Here is an 18173-nt window from a genome sequence, read left to right as displayed (position 1 = left end):
ATCATCACAATATCGAAATTTTAAAGAATGGTATCCCCTCTTTTAAATTAAAGTTGGGCAATAATTTGTAAATGTGCAAGATGATGATTACCATGCCATGCATAGATACCAATATCTTCACCTAATGAAATTGCTATATCTCCTTCTGGATGTATAAACTCTTTTTCAAGATCATGAGCAGATAAACCTTTTAAGAAATACACCCATTTTGCGTGCAAAGCCTTTATCAGATCTAAAGATAAATAAATTGGGGCTGATTTAGTATCAAATAATTCGGCCCATAGTTGCTCATTATATGCTTTTATAGTTGGTCTATTTTCCGTTAATGCCCACTTAAACCGAATATATCCATTATGATGACTATCGTGAATATGATGTATTACCTGTCTTGCAGTCCAACCATCAACACGGTATTGTGTTTCTAATTGTTTTTCACTAAAAGCCGAAACCAGGTTTGATAATTTTACTGGTAATTCTTCAATGTCAGATATCCATCTTTCGATATGATCAGAAGTTATAATTTGGGGACATTCAAATTTCCCTATAGGATACTTTAAATCCATAATTTAAAAATCATTCTACTTTAGCATAAACAAACTCTTCTTTAGAAAAAAGATCTGTTAATGTAAGCATATTCTCGTTTATGTTATCGATTTTATATCTATAAATACGATCATCCATAGGAAAAAAACAAACCAATACGCTTCCATCTTCTATTCTGGTTTTCAGTCGATTTGCAAATTTCCCATTGTAAAAATTAAATCGTATTGTTCCTTCAAAAATCAAATAATCATCTGTATTCTGGATAAAAAGCCATTTTCCTTGCAGCGCTTCATATGTATCTCTATTATAGAATTTATTATCCAATAAAGCTTTCATTTTATAAGCATATTTTATAAACTCTTCTTCGGGTTCCATGTCATCCATAGGTTGACCAATTCGCTTTTTTTCTAATTCTTCATCATTCCTAAAATAATGCTTCGACTCATACTTGGTAAAAGCACTGGAATAATCTAGAATTCGTTGGCCATTTTCGTTTTTTCCTTCCAAATATGGCCGTTGTTTATAGTTAACATGGATAAGCTGATCGTTCCAAAAGTAAAATGTAGTTATAACATCTGCTGTTCTAGTACCAACTTTTCTAACAATCTTTTTGAGGCGTTCATGCTCATAATATCCATTAAGTTCTGCACCATGATCAGCCATTTTATCCAGAAACTCTTCTGGATCTAAGAAAAAAGTTTCGAATTCTATGTAACCATCTATCATCTCTAATTGATCATTGATGTTAACCAGAATATCTGCCTTATCTTGACCAAGAGCAATATAAATATTACACAAAATAAAAAAAGTAATAAGTCCTTGTTTCATATCTAGGGGGGTATGCAATTTGGGTTAAAATATAAATAAAAGAGGATTTAAACCTCCTAATATATATTTTTAACAAAATGATTTTAAAAAAATCGTAACGTTAAAAATAATAAAAAACTATGTTAAAAAAAATACAATTCATTAAAAATAAAGCTTTTAATACAAAATACCACTAAGGATATAATAATTTACACCTACACTATTCTCATATTATTATCAAATAATAAATATGGAGCGTTTATTTTATATACTAGACAAAAACAAGCAATAAAAAAGTCCCTTTCTTAGGGACTTTTAAAATTTTGTATGTAATTACTTAAGTTATTTCACCTCTACCAACTCTACATCAAAAATAAGTGTTGCATTAGGTGGAATTACTCCTCCAGCACCTCGTTCTCCATAACCAAGGTATGGTGGAATTACAAATCTTGCTTTATCTCCTACTTGTAACAGTGCAATTCCTTCATCCCATCCAGAAATTACCTGCCCCATTCCTAACGGAAAGTCAATAGGCTGATTACGTTTATATGAAGAATCAAATACTGTGCCATCAGTCAAACTTCCTTTGTAATGTACAGAAACAGTCTTTCCTTTTTCTGCCTTTACTCCATCTCCATTTTGAATAATTTTATACCTCAAACCACTATCGGTTTTCTCAAACCCAGCAGCCAGTTCTTCTAATAGATCTTCTGCGTTTTTTCTAGCTGCAGCTTCTCTTTCTGCTTTCGCTCCGTTAAAACTTCTAAAGGTTTCAACAGCATTAAAATCTTCAGCTTCTGCTCCTACTCTCTGGATCTCTACAGATTCAATTTCATCACCTTGTTCTATTGTATTTACAACTTCTAGACCTTCTACGACTTTACCAAAAACAGTATGTTTTCCATCCAACCAAGATGTTTCTACATGAGTAATAAAAAACTGACTTCCGTTTGTTCCCGGACCAGCATTGGCCATAGACAATACTCCAGGACCATCATGTTTTAGATCTGAATGAATCTCATCATCAAACTGATACCCTGGTCCACCAGCTCCAGTTCCCTGAGGATCTCCCCCCTGAATCATAAAATCTGCAATCACTCTATGGAATTTTAAACCATTATAATATGGCTTTCCTTGAGGAATAGCTTGATTTTCTATTGTCCCTTCTGCAAGGCCAACAAAATTACCTACAGTTCCTGGTGTTTTTTTATATTCTAGATTTACCAATATACTTCCTTTTGAAGTATTGAATTTTGCGTATAATCCTTCTTGCATAACAGCGTGTTTTTAGCTTTTTAATTTTAAGTTGCAAAGATAAGTAATTGTTATTGGTTTTAATTTAAAAATAAGAATAGAAAACATTTATTATATATATTTAAGATTCAAAAATATATGGTAAAAATATATTCACTATGGTCCCATTTTTATCTTCTGTATCATTAACAGTATATTTAGCTTTTTTATTAAGTGACTTAGAATAAATCAGTAATCGTTCCTTTAAAATATCACCAGAATAGGATTCATTTTCACCTCCTTGATTATTCTCAAATTTGGAAACTTTAGAAATACCAATACCGTTATCAGTGATCTCACACTCAATTAATTTATCTTTATTATTGATTCTTACATTTACTTTTATATTTCCATTTTCTACTCCCTTTAATCCATGTTCTATTGAATTTTCAATAAATGGCTGAATAAACATAGGCGGGATATATATTTCTTCTTGATCAACTTTAGAGTCGACATTCATATCATATGTGAATTTTTGAGAAAAGTTAGATTGTAATTCAAGATAATCTTTAATACATCGCAGCTCATCTTTCAAAGAAACAAACTCTTCTCTAGAATTTTTTAAAACCAAACGTATTAAGTTCCCTAATCTAGCTATATACAATGTTGTATTTTTTGAATTTTTGCTAGCAAGACTACTCACTGTATTTAAGGCATTAAATACAAAATGCGGATTGAGTTGCAATCGCAACAATCGTTGCTTAAGATTTGCTGTCTCATATTTATTCTTTAATTTTTTTTGTCTGAAAATTAAAAAACCAATTCCAACCACAGAGAGCAGTAACACTCCTAAAACCAACAAGATAAGATTCCTTTGTTTTATAATAGTGTATTGTTCTTTTCTAGTTTCTTCAAGTTCTTGGATTGATTTATCCTTTTCTTTTACCTCATAAACAACATTTAACTCTCTTAATCTTTCATCTAATACTTGTTGATGGTATTTTTCTAAAAAAGCATTTTTCTTCTTAGCTATTTCAAGAGCTTTGTTGAGTTCATTATTTTTTTGGTAAGCCTCTATTAAATAGTTGAAAGTCGTCGTTTTAAGATTTTTAACTCTCTTATCAATCTTCTTAAAAGTATTTGTGCTATCAATCAGGTTTTCAAGCTTGTATATACTCTCTTCATATTTCCCTTCATTGATCAATACATAATTATAATTGGTTAAAGAAAGGAGATAAGTAATAATTTCAATCCTATTACTATGTGCATTTGTAATTTTTTTAGATCCATTAAAATGATATAATGCAGAATCTGACTTGTTTATATTCTTATACAATTTTCCCAAATTATTATGAGCAGCAACTTTGCTATTTGGTATCGTATCTAATAGTGCTTTTTTAAAGAAATATGTTGCAGAATCTATATTCTTTTTATAAAAATATAATTCCCCAATAGTATTATATAAAGGCCCATAATTTAATGGGTTTTTCAGGTAATTTGTATCTTTTTCAGTCTCAAACAGGTATTTAAGCGTAAGAGCCTCATCTCCCATTGCATAATGATTACTAGCGATATCTTTTAAAATATATCCTCTGATAATATAATCTATAGAAAGCGGGTATTTATCGAGTAATTCTAAAGAGTTCATTAAATAATCCAAAGCTTTGTTGTAGTTCTGATAGTATATTCTTAATGACCTACCCCCGTTATAATATGCAGTTATTAATCTTTCTTCTTCTTTATCTGTTTTAATATTGGCCGATTTATATGAATCAATAGCTTTATTAGCATAAAAATGACAAGAATCATACTTACTTTCGCGAAGATATAACATACTCATTTTTGTATAGTAATATGTCCAACCTATTAAGTTTTCATCTGTTTCCAACATGTTTTTATATGTTTGTATATTTCCCCTATTTGTGGGAAAAACACGAAAGGTATCCACCTCTTTTTGTGTGTAAATCTTTTTCTGTCCAATTAATTGTGTAATTGGCATTACAAATATTAATAATACAATGAATCTATTCATTTTAAATAATTAAATCAGGTAAAACAATATCACTAAAATTACTTAATTTAGTTTTGTCATATTCATGCAAATTAAATGAACCAAATAATTTCTGCTGTTATCATAGAAGATGAAGAAGAAGCCTTTACTTATCTAAAAGCTACACTCGAAAAACATTTTTGCAACATTAACATCATAGGTTCATCAAATAATGCTAAAAATGCAATCGATATCTTGAATAATCTTAATCCAGAATTAGTTTTTATGGATATAGAATTGCCAGATGGTAATGCTTTTCAGATTCTTGATGCTATAAATAATTACGATTTTGAGGTCATCTTTGTAACTGCTCATAGTAATTATATTGAAAAAGCTATAGCATATTATGCTTTTAATTTTCTTACAAAGCCCATTGAAGTAAAACAATTAATCAATATCATAAAACGGTACATTCATTTAAAGAAACGACTGTTCACAAAACAAAAATACATCCTTCTAAAAGAATTTTTAACTGAATCTAAATTGTTAATTCAAACAGGCAATGAACATATTGCCATAAATATAAACGATATTATTAAAAGTGAAGCAGATGGAAACTACAGTCATTTTACAATGGCCGATAAATCTACATATTTAGCATCCAAGTCTTTAAAATACTATGAGAACTTACTTCTCGAAAAAGGTTTCTTTAGAGCCAACAGATCAACTTTGGTTAATATTGAGCACATCCGCTCTATCTACAAAAAACAAGCACTTATTCTGAGTAACAAAGAAAAGGTTATTGTATCTATAAGAAACAAATCAAAACTATCAGAGATTATTAATTACCTCTCTTAAATGCATTTGATACACGCTTATCAATTACACATATATACTTATCAGTTTACTATAGCTAAATCTATGTATTAAAAGTATATTTATGTGGTAATAATTTTCTTTTCAAAATTGAAAATAAAATTAAATACAGACATAAAACTTGAATGTCTATAAATAATTCAAGAGAACACAAATTCTTAAAACTAAAACCATGTTAAAAAACATTTTAAAATTAGACAATGTAAAAAAATTGGATAGTGAACAACAACAAACAATTAATGGTGGTTGGGGATTAGCATCATGTTATGATGCCCAAATTTGTTTTACGCAATGTCCAGAAACTGGTGGTTGCCTCAATCCGGGAAGTCCCATCTGCAATTGTTACTAAAATTTTGCTATTAAAAAAACAAAAAGCTTTCCTGATTCGGAAAGCTTTTTTACTATTATCAAAGTTCTAAAAATTAATTCGCAACTTCACTAATAAACTTAATGCGATATAGACGTAATTCTTCATCATCGTAATCGCCGTCAAACTCTTCTATCGCTACATCTATCTTATCATTCTCTGCTTCTATAAAATATTCATGAATTTCTTCTTGTTGATCCTCGTCTAAGATTTCATCTACCCAATATGTTATATTTAGCTTAGTACCACTATATACTATTGCTTCCATTTCTTTAATAAAAGCTGTCATATCCATCCCTTTTGCAGCAGCAATATCATCCAATCGTAATTTACGATCTACATTCTGTATGATATATAATTTAAGGCCACTATTCGCACCAGTACTCTTTACAACAAAATCATCGGGACGCATAATATCATTTTCTTCTACATACTTTGCAATGAGCGCTACGAACTCTTTTCCATATTTTTTGGCTTTTCCTTCTCCTACTCCATGAACATTTGCTAATTCTTCTATAGAAATAGGATATTTAAGAGCCATATCATCAATAGAAGGATCTTGAAACACTACAAAAGGAGGGACTCCAAGTTTTTTGGACACTGTTTTTCTTAAATTTCTTAGCATCCCAGCTAATTTATCATCACTACCTCCTTTAGCTCCAGACTTTGCTGCAGTTATTATCGAATCATCATTAGTTTCATCATATATATGATCCTCGGTCATCATAAAGCTTATCGGGTTATCGATAAAATTCTTTCCTTCTGAAGTAATCCTAATTACTCCATAGGTTTCGATATCTTTACGTAAATATCCTTGTACCAATACCTGGCGCGCAAGAGCCATCCAATATTTATCATCTCTTGCTTTGCCACTTCCAAAGAAATCTTGTTGGTGTGTTCTATGCGAAATGATCAAGGCATTACTTTTACCTATAAGAGTATTAACCAGATCTTTAGATTTATATATTTCACCAGTTTTACTTACAACTTCAAGTAGCAGCTTTACTTCATCTTTTGCTTCATGTTTTTTCTTTGGATTACGCACATTATCATCCATATCAGCACCATCACCTGTTACATCGTCAAATTCCTCTCCAAAATAATGTAATATAAATTTACGTCTGGATATCGAAGTTTCTGCAAATGCTACTATTTCTTGTAACAAAGCATGGCCTATCTCCTGTTCGGCAACAGGTTTACCACTCATAAATTTTTCTAGTTTTTCTATATCCTTATATGCATAATATGCCAGGCAATGCCCTTCTCCTCCATCTCGACCGGCACGTCCTGTTTCCTGGTAATAACTTTCTATACTTTTGGGCATATCATGGTGGATCACAAAACGTACATCTGGTTTATCAATTCCCATTCCGAAAGCAATCGTGGCAACCACTACATCTACATCTTCCATCAAAAACATATCTTGATGTTTGGCTCTGGTCTTAGCATCTAATCCAGCATGATAAGGAACGGCTTTTACTCCATTAACCTCTAATGTTTGTGCCAGTTCTTCTACTCTTTTCCTACTAAGACAATATATAATTCCACTTTTACCACTATTTTGTTTTACAAAACGAGTAATATCTGCATCTACATTTTTAGTTTTCGGACGTATTTCATAAAACAGATTAGGACGATTAAATGATGCTTTAAACGTTTTAGCATCACTCATTCCTAAATTTTTTAGAATATCTTCCTGTACTTTTGGAGTTGCAGTTGCGGTGAGCCCTATAATAGGAATATCTTCTCCAATTCTTTTAATAATATTACGTAGATTTCTGTATTCAGGTCTAAAATCATGCCCCCATTCACTAATACAATGCGCCTCATCTACTGCCAAAAAAGAAATCTCTTGAGATTTTAAAAAATCTACATACTCTTCTTTGGTAAGTGACTCTGGAGCAACATATAATAACTTGGTAATCCCGCTAATTATATCTTCTTTTACCCTTTTTACTTCGGATTTATTAAGAGACGAATTAAGCACATGGGCAATCCCCTCTACTGATGAAATACTTCGGATAGCATCCACTTGATTTTTCATCAAAGCGATTAAGGGTGACACCACAATAGCAGTTCCTTTACACATTAAAGCAGGCAGCTGATAACATAGGGATTTACCACCGCCTGTAGGCATTATTACAAATGTATTTTCTTTTTCTAAAACACTCTGTATTACCTTTTCCTGTAGTCCTCTAAATTGACTAAACCCAAAATGTTTTTTTAAAGCACTTTGCAAGTCATTTTCATTCAAACTCATTAAATCATTTAACTTTTATATACCAATTAAATAAAGATTCACTAACACCAAATCTACTCCCCAATACAGATTTAGTGGATGTTTCGTTTTTAATTTTAGCAAGCCAAAGATAAACAAAGCATAAATTAATATGCTTTTTTTTATCACTATTTAAAATTAATAAGGTATTGTATACCTTTGCGTAAATTAAAGATAATAAAATCTTTATTTATAACACGCAAATTTTTTAAATTTTGAACACCCAAGACACTATAATTTCATATGCCAAAAAAACTGTTGCCGAGGAAGCTCGTGCTATTGCTCATTTGGAAGGACTTATTGACAAAGAATTTTCTGATGCAGTAGAAACGATACATAACTCAAAAGGTAGAGTTATCATAACAGGCATAGGCAAAAGCGCTATTATTGCAACCAAAATTGTTGCTACAATGAACTCCACAGGTACTCCTGCTGTATTTATGCATGCTGCAGATGCTATTCATGGTGATTTAGGAAATATTCTCGAAGACGATACTGTTATTTGTATTTCTAAGAGTGGAAATACACCAGAAATAAAAGTTTTGGTGCCTTTAATCAAAAATTTCAAGAATCCTTTAATTGGCATTACAGCTAATAAAGAATCTTTTTTAGGTCAGGAAGCTGATTATGTTCTGCATGCTTATGTAGAAAAAGAAGCATGTCCAAACAATCTTGCTCCTACCACTAGTACGACAGCACAACTTGTTATAGGAGACGCACTGGCAGTCTGTTTATTACACTTACAAGGGTTTTCAAGCAGAGATTTTGCCAAATATCATCCGGGAGGTGCACTAGGAAAAAAACTATACCTTCGAGTTAGCGATATTACATCTCGAAATGAGAAACCCGAGGTATCTCCAGATTCTAATATAAATAATGTGATTGTTGAGATAACAGAAAAAAGATTAGGAGCAACAGCAGTTACAGAGAACGGAACCATTCTTGGCATTATAACAGATGGTGATTTGCGTAGAATGCTAACAAAAAACACCTCTTCTTTTGAAGGGTTGACTGCCAAAGATATTATGTCTCCTAATCCCAAACGTATAGATAATGATGCCATGGCAGTAGACGCTCTCGAAAAGTTAGAAGAAAACTCGATAACGCAATTATTAGCTGAACAAGATGGTAAATATGCAGGATTTTTACATATTCATGATTTAATGAGAGAAGGTATTTTATAATGACTGACAACACTACCCAAAAAGACCCCCAGTCTATGTCTTTTCTAGATCATCTAGAAGAATTACGCTGGCATTTAATAAGAGCTACTGTTGCAGTACTCATTGCTGGAATCATAGCTTTTATATCAAAAGAATTTATCTTTGATGTTATAATTTTTGGTCCAAAAAAACCAGATTTCCCTACCTATAATGGTCTCTGTAACTTGTCTAAACTTTTGGGTTTAGATGAGAGTTTATGCTTTAAAGAATTACCTTTCAGTGTACAGAGCAGAAAAGTAGCAGGGCAATTTTCTGTTCATATATGGACCTCTATAACAGCAGGTTTTATCATAGCATTTCCTTACGTATTATACGAGTTCTGGAGATTCATTGCTCCGGCACTATATGATAAAGAAAAAAAGAATTCTAAAGGATTTATCATTATCTGCTCCTGTTTATTTTTCTTAGGTGTACTTTTTGGATACTATGTGATCACACCACTATCCATTAATTTCTTAGGAGGGTACCAAGTGAGTAAAGAGGTTCTTAACGAATTTGATATTGACAGCTATATTGCACTAGTAAGAGCTTCAGTAATTGCTTGTGGATTAATATTCGAACTCCCTGTCATTATGTTTTTCCTTACCAAGGTAGGATTAGTTACTCCAGAGTTCTTAAAAAAATACAGGAAATTTGCTTTGGTAATTGTATTAATATTATCTGCCATAATCACACCACCTGATATTGCTAGTCAGGTTATTGTTGCTATTCCGGTTTTGATATTATATGAGGTAAGTATTTTTATATCTAAAACTGTTATAAAAAAAGAAAAGAAAAAATTACAAAAACAATCTAAATGAGTGATATAATCGACGAATTCAACAGCTACAGAGAGAAAATGAATTCTCGTATTCTGGAGGATAATAATAAAATAATCAAGAGAATCTTTAACTTGGATACCAATGCCTTTATGGAAGGTGCTCTAAATGTAAAAACCAAAGAATTATTAGGACTAGTGGCTTCTTTAGTGTTACGCTGTGACGACTGTGTACGCTACCATCTTGAAACCTGTCATAAAGAAGGGTTAACCAAAGAAGAAGTAGTTGAATCCCTTAGTATTGCTACTTTGGTAGGAGGCACTATTGTTATTCCTCATTTACGTCGTGCCTATGAGTTTTGGGATGCACTTGAAGCAAAAGCTTCATAAGTTTATAGTGGTTAAAAAGAATAGTGTAAATTTACGACCTTATTTTAGCAACACCCACTATATAAAGAAGTCATTCTAATATGAAGTTAAAAGCAGATAACCTAGTAAAATCATATAAAGGTAGAAAAGTAGTAAAAGGAATTTCTCTTGAAGTTAATCAAGGAGAAATTGTTGGACTCCTGGGGCCTAATGGTGCTGGTAAAACAACTTCTTTTTATATGATTGTTGGCTTGGTAAAACCTAACGGAGGAAAAATTACACTAGACAATATCGATATCACCAAATATCCAATGTATAAACGTGCACAAAATGGAATTGGTTATTTGGCCCAGGAAGCTTCTGTGTTTAGAAAATTAAGTATTGAAGATAATATCTTAAGTGTGCTTCAACTTACTAAACTTTCTAAGAAGGAACAATTGCATAAAATGGAGGCTCTTATCGAAGAATTTGGTTTAGGGCATATTCGTAAAAATCGTGGTGATTTATTAAGTGGTGGTGAACGTCGTCGTACAGAGATAGCACGAGCATTAGCAACAGATCCTAATTTTATTCTTTTGGATGAACCTTTTGCAGGAGTTGATCCGGTAGCCGTAGAAGATATACAACGTATTGTTGCTCAATTAAAAAATAAGAATATTGGGATTCTGATCACAGATCATAATGTACAAGAAACTCTTGCTATTACAGACAGAACCTATTTAATGTTTGAAGGAAGCATCCTAAAAGCAGGTATTCCTGAAGAATTGGCCGAGGATGAAATGGTACGTAAAGTATATCTAGGACAAAATTTTGAACTTCGAAAAAAGAAGTTGGACTTCAATTAAACTAACTTATTCTTAAAAAAAACCGACATCAAAATATAAAGTAGTATCACACATGGTACTGCTACAAATTTCAAGAGTACAATTAATATAACGGTAAGTATTATAAAAATATAGCGAACTTTATTTTCTGCAAATCCCCAGGTCTTAAATTTTAAAGCAAATAGAGGAATTTCTGCATTGAGCAAATAACAACTTAGCAAAGTTAAACCAATCAAAAACCATTTATTAAGGACAATTTCTAAAATCCAAGGCTCTTGCTGAAACTTAAGTATTAATGGCAAACTAATAATCAATAATGTATTTGCCGGTGTTGGTAAACCAATAAATGAAGTAGTTTGGCGGGTATCTATATTAAATTTAGCCAATCGATATGCAGAAGCCAAAGTTATCAATAAACCTAGCAGGGACATATATGACATATCAAAACTTGCTAAAATCTGTTCAGAATTCCATGAATCGGGAACTACATAAAATGGTTTCCCAAATACTTGTGATAACAATTGATACATTACAATACCTGGAGCTAGACCGCTGGTAACCATATCTGCCAAAGAATCAAGTTGCAAACCTAATTCACTCTTAACATTTAATATTCTAGCTGCAAAGCCATCGAAAAAGTCAAATCCTATACCTAACATCACAAATAATGCTGTAAACTCTAGTTGCCCTAATACAGCAAAAATAACAGCGATGCATCCACAAAAAAGATTAAGAAGTGTTATGAAGTTTGGAATTTGTCTTTTAATAAGCATGAAGTCTGATTTTGTGCAAAAATAGTAAACTATTTTCTCTAATGAACACTTAAAAATATGCTTTTTAGCCCTAAAGAGTAATTCCCCGAAGCAGAGCTTCGGGGAATTCTATAGTAAATTGAAAATTTGGAATTATCACTTAGAACCATCTACCTATAGCACATGACATACATTACCATAAATTATACACGAATCTGGTTCATTAATTGGTGGACAAATTGCATAATGGTAACAATTAACTGGCCTTCCTCCATTAATTTGTTTTTGCTGAGTTTTGGTTAAAATTTTACCCAAGTTGAAAATGTAATTTTTCATAATATAAGTTTTAAGATTATTTTTTACGACAAACATTTTAAGACACTCATCGCCTGTGTCTATTATCAAGCATATCCTATTTTGGCATAGAACTTTACATATAAGAATTGTGCTATTCTATTTTTGGAAATTGCATTCACCAGATATAAGATTTTCAGTATTAATTATTTTTTGTTCCACTTTATCTAAACTTTTCTTAAGTTTAAAATTGATTTTTCACACTCCCAGAAATTAAAGCGGACCTGGATTAAGTCCGCAATTTCCATTAATACACGCATATGCGTCTTCTGGCCCAAAAAAATTTGCTGCCTCCCAACATTGAAATGCATTTTGACATCTACCTCCACTAATTTGTTTTTGTTGAGTTTTGGTTAAAATTTTACCCAAGTTTAAAATGTGATTTTTCATGATATAGGTTTTAAGATTATTTTTTGCGACAACCGTTTTAAGACACTCATCGGTTTCTATAAGTAAAGGAAAATGATTTGCTTAAACACAACAAAAATCGTTTTGTAAAGTACCCAGACATCTACCTCCTGGAAAAGGAGCCCCCCAAGATGTCCCACTTGCCGAATATGAACATGAACCGTCAGAATATAATTCATATTCAGAGCTACAAGGACAAGGATTAAAATCGCCTCCGTTAATTTGTTTTTGTTGAGTTTTGGTTAAAATTTTACCCAAGTTTAAAATGTGATTTTTCATGATATAGGTTTTAAGATTAATTTTTACGACAACCATTTTAAGACACTCATCGCTTGTGTCTATGCTTTTCGAAAAGAATATTGTCTATAATACAAAAGCCATAAAAAGTATTTTATACTTTCATATATAGAATGAAGTAGTAATAACGGGTTGTTTTCTTCCAAACTCAGAATAAACTAAAGGCTGAAATCCATTTTGATATAGTTTTATTAATAATGGATTTATTCTTTTTTTATTATGAGTTAAGTTGAGGGGTTAGGGTAACACAACGAATATAACATATCTAATTGAAAAACAGTAATTTATATTCACTTTTGATTTTTTATTATGTATTTAAAAAAACTTTAGTAAGTTCTTGAAAAAAAGCTGAGTTGCTTTTTACTAAAAAGCAACTGCAGCCAAGTTATCAATAACCTACAGTAATATGAATTTAAAACAATGATTGTTTACTTTTAAACATATATAGTTGTAGAATTAATTTTACATTCTACCTCCCTCCAGGGTCATGCATACATACATCTGTACATATTGGTCCTATAAAAATATAACATGGATCTCCAAGTGTACATAAATATGAAGCAATACCTCCATTAATTGATTTTTGTTCTGCTTTACTTAAAGCTTTTCCTAAATTTAAAATTGATTTTTTCATTTTAGAATGATTTTATATTTAACAACATTTGTGATAATTAGCATCAGCACTCCATGCTGCATGTTCACAAGTTGATTCGTTCCATCCTAATTCTTCACAAGAGGCCTCCATTTGTCCACCATTAATAGTTTTTTGTTTAGCTTTATTTATAACTTTTCCTAAATTTAAAATTGATTTTTTCATAATTTAAATATTCAATATTTACATTTGTGATGAACATTTTAAGACACTCACCATATGTGTCTATTCCTCGCGAGAGAATATTTTTATATTCAAAGCCATTTTAGAACTTTGCTTGTTTACGCTACTGCTTACATTTCTTTTTTAGGAGTCATTGGTTGATATGCTCTTTATCTGCTAAATCTTCTATAAAGAAAATCAAATTTGGCAGGTCATACTTTTTTAGATATGATTGCCCATTTACTAATATTTATAAGATAAAATTGATCGTGTTTTTTACACACCAGACATATTACTTCTCTAATTGAAATGTGTACTTTTCTTTTCCCTAACAATCACTCGATTGTATAAACAAAAAGTATTAGCAACGGAATCAAATATAGAACAAAGGCTAGTAGAGATACAAGAAAAACAGCTCTATATTCCTGAAAATGAGGTATAAATTTATAAATTTTAACCGCTATTAATTTTCACAAATATCAAACTACCAAAACATAAAAAAATCTGGAAAAGATATCAGAAAAACAACTCTATATCCCTTGAAATGAAATACAAATTTTAAGTAATGAACTTATAAATATCGCATGGAGAGGAATTATACCGAATTGCCAGTTTGAATACTTAAAAAGTTATCCATTACCAAACGTTACAAAAAAGAAACATTCAATTATATTAATTGTAACTAAATAAGTTTAATTTCGTTACTGATAAGGAAGCTTTTTTTATGAGAAACATCATTTTGTCTATTATTTCGGGGCTCCTGCTTGCTATTAGCTGGCCGACTTATGGTTTTCCTTTATTTCTATTCTTTGGGTTTATTCCTCTTTTGATTGCAGAATATAGCATTCGCAAACACAAATACAGTAAAAGCCAGGTTTTTGGCCTTGCTTTTCTCACTTTTTTCATCTGGAATATGATTACCACTTGGTGGATATATAATTCTACTCCATTTGGCATGTGGTTCGCAGAAATCGTAAATAGCCTGGTAATGACTTTGGTATTCTTGATCTACCATATTGTTGCCAAAAGAACCACATTTACCATTAGTACCATATTTCTGATTTGCTTCTGGATGTCTTTTGAGTACATGCATTTGCAATGGGAATTTTCATGGCCTTGGCTTAATCTAGGTAATGGTTTTGCCAGTTTTACTTCTTGGATACAATGGTATGAGTACACAGGAACTTTTGGCGGAACACTTTGGATTTGGATTATTAATATTAGTGTTTTTAAAAGCATACTTCTTTATATAGAACACAAGGATAAAGCTATTCTATACAGATCTGCAATTCGCAATGGATTAATAATTCTAATTCCTATTATAATATCATTTATTATTCTAAAAACTTATAAAGAAGAAGGTAATGATATTGAAGTGGTTATTCTACAGCCAAACATAAATCCATACACCGAAAAATATAACACTACAGATAGCCGAATAGGTAAATTATTAGACTCGCTAACCAATACTGCTGCTACTTCAAAAACAAATTTTGTTATTGCTCCAGAAACTGTCTTTGCAGATAATAACAGACTTACTAAGTTCTCTAGTTCTATTGCTAAAAATACTGCACAGCGAATACTCAATCAATACCCTAATGCAAATGTATTAGCGGGAATATCATTAATGGATGTATTTAATGATCCTAGTAAAATTCGTAAACAAACAAATACCTATAAAAAAGGTATTTATTATGATGACTATAATTCTGCGTTTTTTGTTCGCCCTGATGGAACTGATGAATTATATCACAAAAGCAAGTTAGTGGTTGGTGTAGAAAATTTCCCATACCAAAGTGTTTTAAAACCCCTTTTGGGGGATACTATGATTGATCTTGGCGGTACAGTTGCCAAGAAAACAACTCAAGAAGATCGAGAAGTATTCTTCTCTAAAGATAGTATCGGAGTAGGAGTTCTAATCTGTTATGAAAGCGTATATGGTGAATTTGCCACAGGGTATATTAGAAATAAAGCAAATTTTCTGGCGATTATCACTAACGATGCTTGGTGGGGTAATACTCAAGGACATAGACAACACTTATCTTATGCCAAACTAAGAGCTATAGAGACCAGAAGAAGCATAGCTAGAAGTGCAAACACCGGTATTTCTGCAATTATTAATCAAACAGGGGACATCATAACAAAATTAGATTATGAGAAACAAGGAGCGTTAAGAGGAAATCTTATTACAAATGATAAGATCACATTCTATGTAAAAGCAGGAAATTATCTGGCCAGAGTTTCTATATTTCTATCGATTTTTATATTTCTTTTTTCTGTAACTCGACGGAAAAGAAAAATGTAGCCTGAAAATCAATACTTAAAATCTAACATAATACTTCTGTACTTTGTAACTATGTTAGTATGCATCTTTGTACCTTTGCAACTTTATAAAAAATTGTGAATTACGTATCAGTAGAAAATATCGCTAAAGGATTTGGAGAACGTATCCTTTTTAAAAATATCTCTTTCGGAATCAACGAAGGGCAGAAAATTGGTTTTGTTGCCAAAAATGGAACTGGAAAAACCTCTCTCCTTGATATTATTGCCGGTGATGAAGAACCAGATGAAGGACAAGTTGTATACCGCAAAAATCTAAAAGTAGCTTTTTTGCCTCAGGAACCCAATCTGGATCCTACCCTTACCATTGAGCAAACCATTTTTGCATCAGACAATGACATCCTTCAGGTTATCAATGATTATGAAAAAGCTTTACTAAACCCTGATGATGCAGAAAGCTATCAACTAGCATTTGAAAAGATGGATGCTATTAATGCCTGGGATTTTGAAACACAGTATAAACAAATACTTTTTAAACTTAAGCTAGACGACCTGAGCAAAAAGGTAAGTGAATTATCTGGTGGACAAAAGAAACGATTAGCTCTGGCAAATATATTATTAAGCAAACCCAATCTATTATATCTTGATGAACCTACCAACCATCTGGATTTAGAAATGATAGAATGGTTAGAAGAATATTTTGCCAAAGAGAATTTTACTCTATTTATGGTAACTCACGATCGTTATTTTCTAGAAAATGTATGTAATGAGATTATAGAATTAGAAAATGGCCAACTCTATAGTTACAAAGGTAACTATGCTTATTATCTGGCAAATAAAGAAGCTAGAGTTGTAAATGACCAGATTACAACAGATAAAGCCAAACAGCTTTACAAAAAAGAATTAGATTGGATGCGTCGTCAACCAAAGGCGCGTACTACTAAATCTAAATCTAGAATTGATGATTTCTATGAAATCAAAGAACGTGCTCATAAACGCCGCCATGATCATGAAGTTCAACTTGAGATTAATATGGAACGTATGGGAAGTAAGATTCTCGAGCTTCATAAAATTTCTAAACGTTTTGACGAACTTGTTTTATTAGACCAATTCGAATATGTTTTCAAAAAAGGAGAACGTATTGGTATTATCGGTAAAAATGGAACAGGTAAATCTACTTTTTTAAACATGATTACAGGCTCAATAACTCCTGACCATGGAAAGATTGTGATTGGCGACACTATAAAATTTGGATATTATACACAAAGCGGTATAACGATCAAAGAAGGGCAAAAAGTTATCGATGTAATTCGAGAATTTGGAGATTACATTCCTTTAAAAAAAGGACGACAAATTTCTGCACAACAACTGCTCGAACGTTTTTTGTTTGACCGCAAAAAACAATATGACTTTGTAGAAAAATTAAGTGGAGGTGAGCGTAAACGTTTATATCTATGTACCGTCTTAATTCAAAACCCTAATTTTTTAATTCTTGATGAACCTACCAATGATTTAGATATTGTAACACTTAATGTACTCGAAAATTTCTTATTAGATTTCCCAGGATGTTTGATTGTTGTATCCCATGATCGTTATTTTATGGATAAGATCGTAGACCATTTATTCGTCTTTAGAGGCAATGGCGTTATTCAGGATTTCCCGGGTAATTATACAGACTATCGTATTTATGAAGATAGTAAAGAAGTCGAAGTAAAAACATCTGATACTACTACAGAGGCAAAAGTCAAAAGCACCTGGAAGAAGGACAATAAAGCTGCTCTTTCTTATAATGAGCAAAAAGAATTCAGTAAAATTGAACGAGAGCTTAAAAAATTAGAGCTGCAAAAGAAAGAAATCGAAACCCTTTTTGCAGAAGGTAACTTAGACGAAGAAAAAATAAATACTGAGTCCCAAAAACTCCAAAAAATCATTCAGGAAATAGAGGAAAATGAAATGCGATGGTTTGAACTTTCTGAAAAAATGGAAGAATAACATAGTAAA

The 18173-nt window shown here is 31.6% G+C and carries 18 protein-coding genes; 8 read left to right on the top strand and 10 right to left on the bottom strand.

Annotated elements, in window-relative coordinates:
• Positions 1-47 precede the first annotated feature (47 nt).
• From ATE84_RS09885 to ATE84_RS09870, 4 genes are all read right to left on the bottom strand, one after another.
• Positions 48-563 (bottom strand): YfiT family bacillithiol transferase, encoded by a 516-nt coding sequence (locus ATE84_RS09885; RefSeq protein WP_101447799.1) that lies wholly within the window; start codon positions 561-563, stop codon positions 48-50.
• 10 nt (positions 564-573) lie between these two features.
• Positions 574-1371 (bottom strand): hypothetical protein, encoded by a 798-nt coding sequence (locus ATE84_RS09880; protein ID WP_101447798.1) that lies wholly within the window; start codon positions 1369-1371, stop codon positions 574-576.
• Between the two features lie 321 nt (positions 1372-1692).
• Positions 1693-2625, bottom strand: a complete 933-nt coding sequence (locus tag ATE84_RS09875) for a peptidylprolyl isomerase (RefSeq protein ID WP_101447797.1) — start codon at positions 2623-2625, stop codon at positions 1693-1695.
• Between the two features lie 100 nt (positions 2626-2725).
• On the bottom strand, positions 2726-4615 hold the full coding sequence (locus ATE84_RS09870) for a histidine kinase (RefSeq protein ID WP_101447796.1): 1890 nt from the start codon (positions 4613-4615) through the stop codon (positions 2726-2728).
• Positions 4616-4690: 75 nt separating this feature from the next.
• Here ATE84_RS09870 and ATE84_RS09865 point away from each other — a divergent pair, with 75 nt between their 5' ends.
• A complete protein-coding gene (locus ATE84_RS09865) occupies positions 4691-5431 on the top strand; it encodes a LytTR family DNA-binding domain-containing protein (RefSeq protein WP_101447795.1) in 741 nt (246 codons plus the stop codon).
• Positions 5432-5621: 190 nt separating this feature from the next.
• Positions 5622-5798 carry a hypothetical protein gene (locus tag ATE84_RS26115; RefSeq protein ID WP_158237219.1) on the top strand — a complete coding sequence of 59 codons (177 nt, stop codon included), beginning with the start codon at positions 5622-5624 and terminating at the stop codon, positions 5796-5798.
• Between the two features lie 73 nt (positions 5799-5871).
• Here the strand turns inward: ATE84_RS26115 and ATE84_RS09860 are convergent, their stop codons facing one another.
• A complete protein-coding gene (locus tag ATE84_RS09860) occupies positions 5872-8076 on the bottom strand; it encodes an ATP-dependent DNA helicase RecQ (RefSeq protein WP_101447794.1) in 2205 nt (734 codons plus the stop codon).
• Positions 8077-8309: 233 nt separating this feature from the next.
• Here ATE84_RS09860 and ATE84_RS09855 point away from each other — a divergent pair, with 233 nt between their 5' ends.
• The 4 genes from ATE84_RS09855 to lptB all read left to right on the top strand — a co-directional run bounded on the left by ATE84_RS09855 (position 8310) and on the right by lptB (position 11288).
• Positions 8310-9278 (top strand): SIS domain-containing protein, encoded by a 969-nt coding sequence (locus ATE84_RS09855; RefSeq protein ID WP_101447793.1) that lies wholly within the window; start codon positions 8310-8312, stop codon positions 9276-9278.
• A 35-nt stretch (positions 9279-9313) separates the two neighbouring features.
• Positions 9314-10117, top strand: coding sequence for a twin-arginine translocase subunit TatC (gene tatC, locus ATE84_RS09850; RefSeq protein ID WP_101450956.1), 804 nt, complete (start codon positions 9314-9316; stop codon positions 10115-10117).
• Positions 10114-10464 carry a carboxymuconolactone decarboxylase family protein gene (locus ATE84_RS09845; RefSeq protein WP_101447792.1) on the top strand — a complete coding sequence of 117 codons (351 nt, stop codon included), beginning with the start codon at positions 10114-10116 and terminating at the stop codon, positions 10462-10464. The genes tatC and ATE84_RS09845 overlap by 4 nt, the downstream gene beginning before the upstream one ends.
• Positions 10465-10544: 80 nt before the next feature.
• Complete coding sequence (lptB, locus tag ATE84_RS09840; protein ID WP_101447791.1) at positions 10545-11288, top strand: LPS export ABC transporter ATP-binding protein; 744 nt, start codon at positions 10545-10547, stop codon at positions 11286-11288.
• Here lptB and ATE84_RS09835 read toward each other — a convergent pair.
• The 5 genes from ATE84_RS09835 to ATE84_RS26100 form a co-directional block, all read right to left on the bottom strand.
• The gene (locus ATE84_RS09835; RefSeq protein WP_101447790.1) at positions 11285-12040 is read right to left on the bottom strand and encodes a phosphatidylcholine/phosphatidylserine synthase; all 756 of its coding nucleotides are present in this window, start codon (positions 12038-12040) and stop codon (positions 11285-11287) included. The two genes, lptB and ATE84_RS09835, sit on opposite strands and share 4 nt — an antisense overlap.
• A gap of 546 nt (positions 12041-12586) precedes the next feature.
• The gene (locus tag ATE84_RS26110; RefSeq protein WP_158237218.1) at positions 12587-12763 is read right to left on the bottom strand and encodes a hypothetical protein; all 177 of its coding nucleotides are present in this window, start codon (positions 12761-12763) and stop codon (positions 12587-12589) included.
• An 81-nt stretch (positions 12764-12844) separates the two neighbouring features.
• A complete protein-coding gene (locus ATE84_RS09825; protein WP_024768832.1) occupies positions 12845-13060 on the bottom strand; it encodes a hypothetical protein in 216 nt (71 codons plus the stop codon).
• Between the two features lie 487 nt (positions 13061-13547).
• Positions 13548-13712, bottom strand: a complete 165-nt coding sequence (locus ATE84_RS26105) for a hypothetical protein (protein ID WP_158237217.1) — start codon at positions 13710-13712, stop codon at positions 13548-13550.
• An 18-nt stretch (positions 13713-13730) separates the two neighbouring features.
• On the bottom strand, positions 13731-13895 hold the full coding sequence (locus ATE84_RS26100) for a hypothetical protein (RefSeq protein ID WP_158237216.1): 165 nt from the start codon (positions 13893-13895) through the stop codon (positions 13731-13733).
• 721 nt (positions 13896-14616) lie between these two features.
• On the opposite strand from ATE84_RS26100, the gene lnt reads away from it, so the two are divergent.
• Positions 14617-16197 (top strand): apolipoprotein N-acyltransferase, encoded by a 1581-nt coding sequence (lnt, locus tag ATE84_RS09820; RefSeq protein ID WP_101447788.1) that lies wholly within the window; start codon positions 14617-14619, stop codon positions 16195-16197.
• Between the two features lie 95 nt (positions 16198-16292).
• Positions 16293-18164 (top strand): ABC-F family ATP-binding cassette domain-containing protein, encoded by a 1872-nt coding sequence (locus ATE84_RS09815; RefSeq protein ID WP_101447787.1) that lies wholly within the window; start codon positions 16293-16295, stop codon positions 18162-18164.
• Positions 18165-18173: the final 9 nt, after the last annotated feature.

This window comes from Aquimarina sp. MAR_2010_214, assembly GCF_002846555.1.
Lineage (GTDB): Bacteria > Bacteroidota > Bacteroidia > Flavobacteriales > Flavobacteriaceae > Aquimarina.
Note: the sequence above shows the minus strand (reverse complement) of the source record. Positions and strands in the feature narration are given on the sequence as shown.

What these genes read in the sequence shown, in the direction of transcription:
- ATE84_RS09885 (WP_101447799.1), bottom strand. Translation starts at nt 563, where the DNA reads ATGGATTTAAAGTATCCTATAGGGAAATTTGAATGTCCCCAAATTATA.
- ATE84_RS09880 (WP_101447798.1), bottom strand. Translation starts at nt 1,371, where the DNA reads ATGAAACAAGGACTTATTACTTTTTTTATTTTGTGTAATATTTATATT.
- ATE84_RS09875 (WP_101447797.1), bottom strand. Translation starts at nt 2,625, where the DNA reads ATGCAAGAAGGATTATACGCAAAATTCAATACTTCAAAAGGAAGTATA.
- ATE84_RS09870 (WP_101447796.1), bottom strand. Translation starts at nt 4,615, where the DNA reads ATGAATAGATTCATTGTATTATTAATATTTGTAATGCCAATTACACAA.
- ATE84_RS09865 (WP_101447795.1), top strand. Translation starts at nt 4,691, where the DNA reads ATGAACCAAATAATTTCTGCTGTTATCATAGAAGATGAAGAAGAAGCC.
- ATE84_RS26115 (WP_158237219.1), top strand. Translation starts at nt 5,622, where the DNA reads ATGTTAAAAAACATTTTAAAATTAGACAATGTAAAAAAATTGGATAGT.
- ATE84_RS09860 (WP_101447794.1), bottom strand. Translation starts at nt 8,076, where the DNA reads ATGAGTTTGAATGAAAATGACTTGCAAAGTGCTTTAAAAAAACATTTT.
- tatC (WP_101450956.1), top strand. Translation starts at nt 9,314, where the DNA reads ATGTCTTTTCTAGATCATCTAGAAGAATTACGCTGGCATTTAATAAGA.
- ATE84_RS09845 (WP_101447792.1), top strand. Translation starts at nt 10,114, where the DNA reads ATGAGTGATATAATCGACGAATTCAACAGCTACAGAGAGAAAATGAAT.
- lptB (WP_101447791.1), top strand. Translation starts at nt 10,545, where the DNA reads ATGAAGTTAAAAGCAGATAACCTAGTAAAATCATATAAAGGTAGAAAA.
- ATE84_RS09835 (WP_101447790.1), bottom strand. Translation starts at nt 12,040, where the DNA reads ATGCTTATTAAAAGACAAATTCCAAACTTCATAACACTTCTTAATCTT.
- ATE84_RS26110 (WP_158237218.1), bottom strand. Translation starts at nt 12,763, where the DNA reads ATGAAAAATCACATTTTAAACTTGGGTAAAATTTTAACCAAAACTCAA.
- ATE84_RS09825 (WP_024768832.1), bottom strand. Translation starts at nt 13,060, where the DNA reads ATGAAAAATCACATTTTAAACTTGGGTAAAATTTTAACCAAAACTCAA.
- ATE84_RS26105 (WP_158237217.1), bottom strand. Translation starts at nt 13,712, where the DNA reads ATGAAAAAATCAATTTTAAATTTAGGAAAAGCTTTAAGTAAAGCAGAA.
- ATE84_RS26100 (WP_158237216.1), bottom strand. Translation starts at nt 13,895, where the DNA reads ATGAAAAAATCAATTTTAAATTTAGGAAAAGTTATAAATAAAGCTAAA.
- lnt (WP_101447788.1), top strand. Translation starts at nt 14,617, where the DNA reads ATGAGAAACATCATTTTGTCTATTATTTCGGGGCTCCTGCTTGCTATT.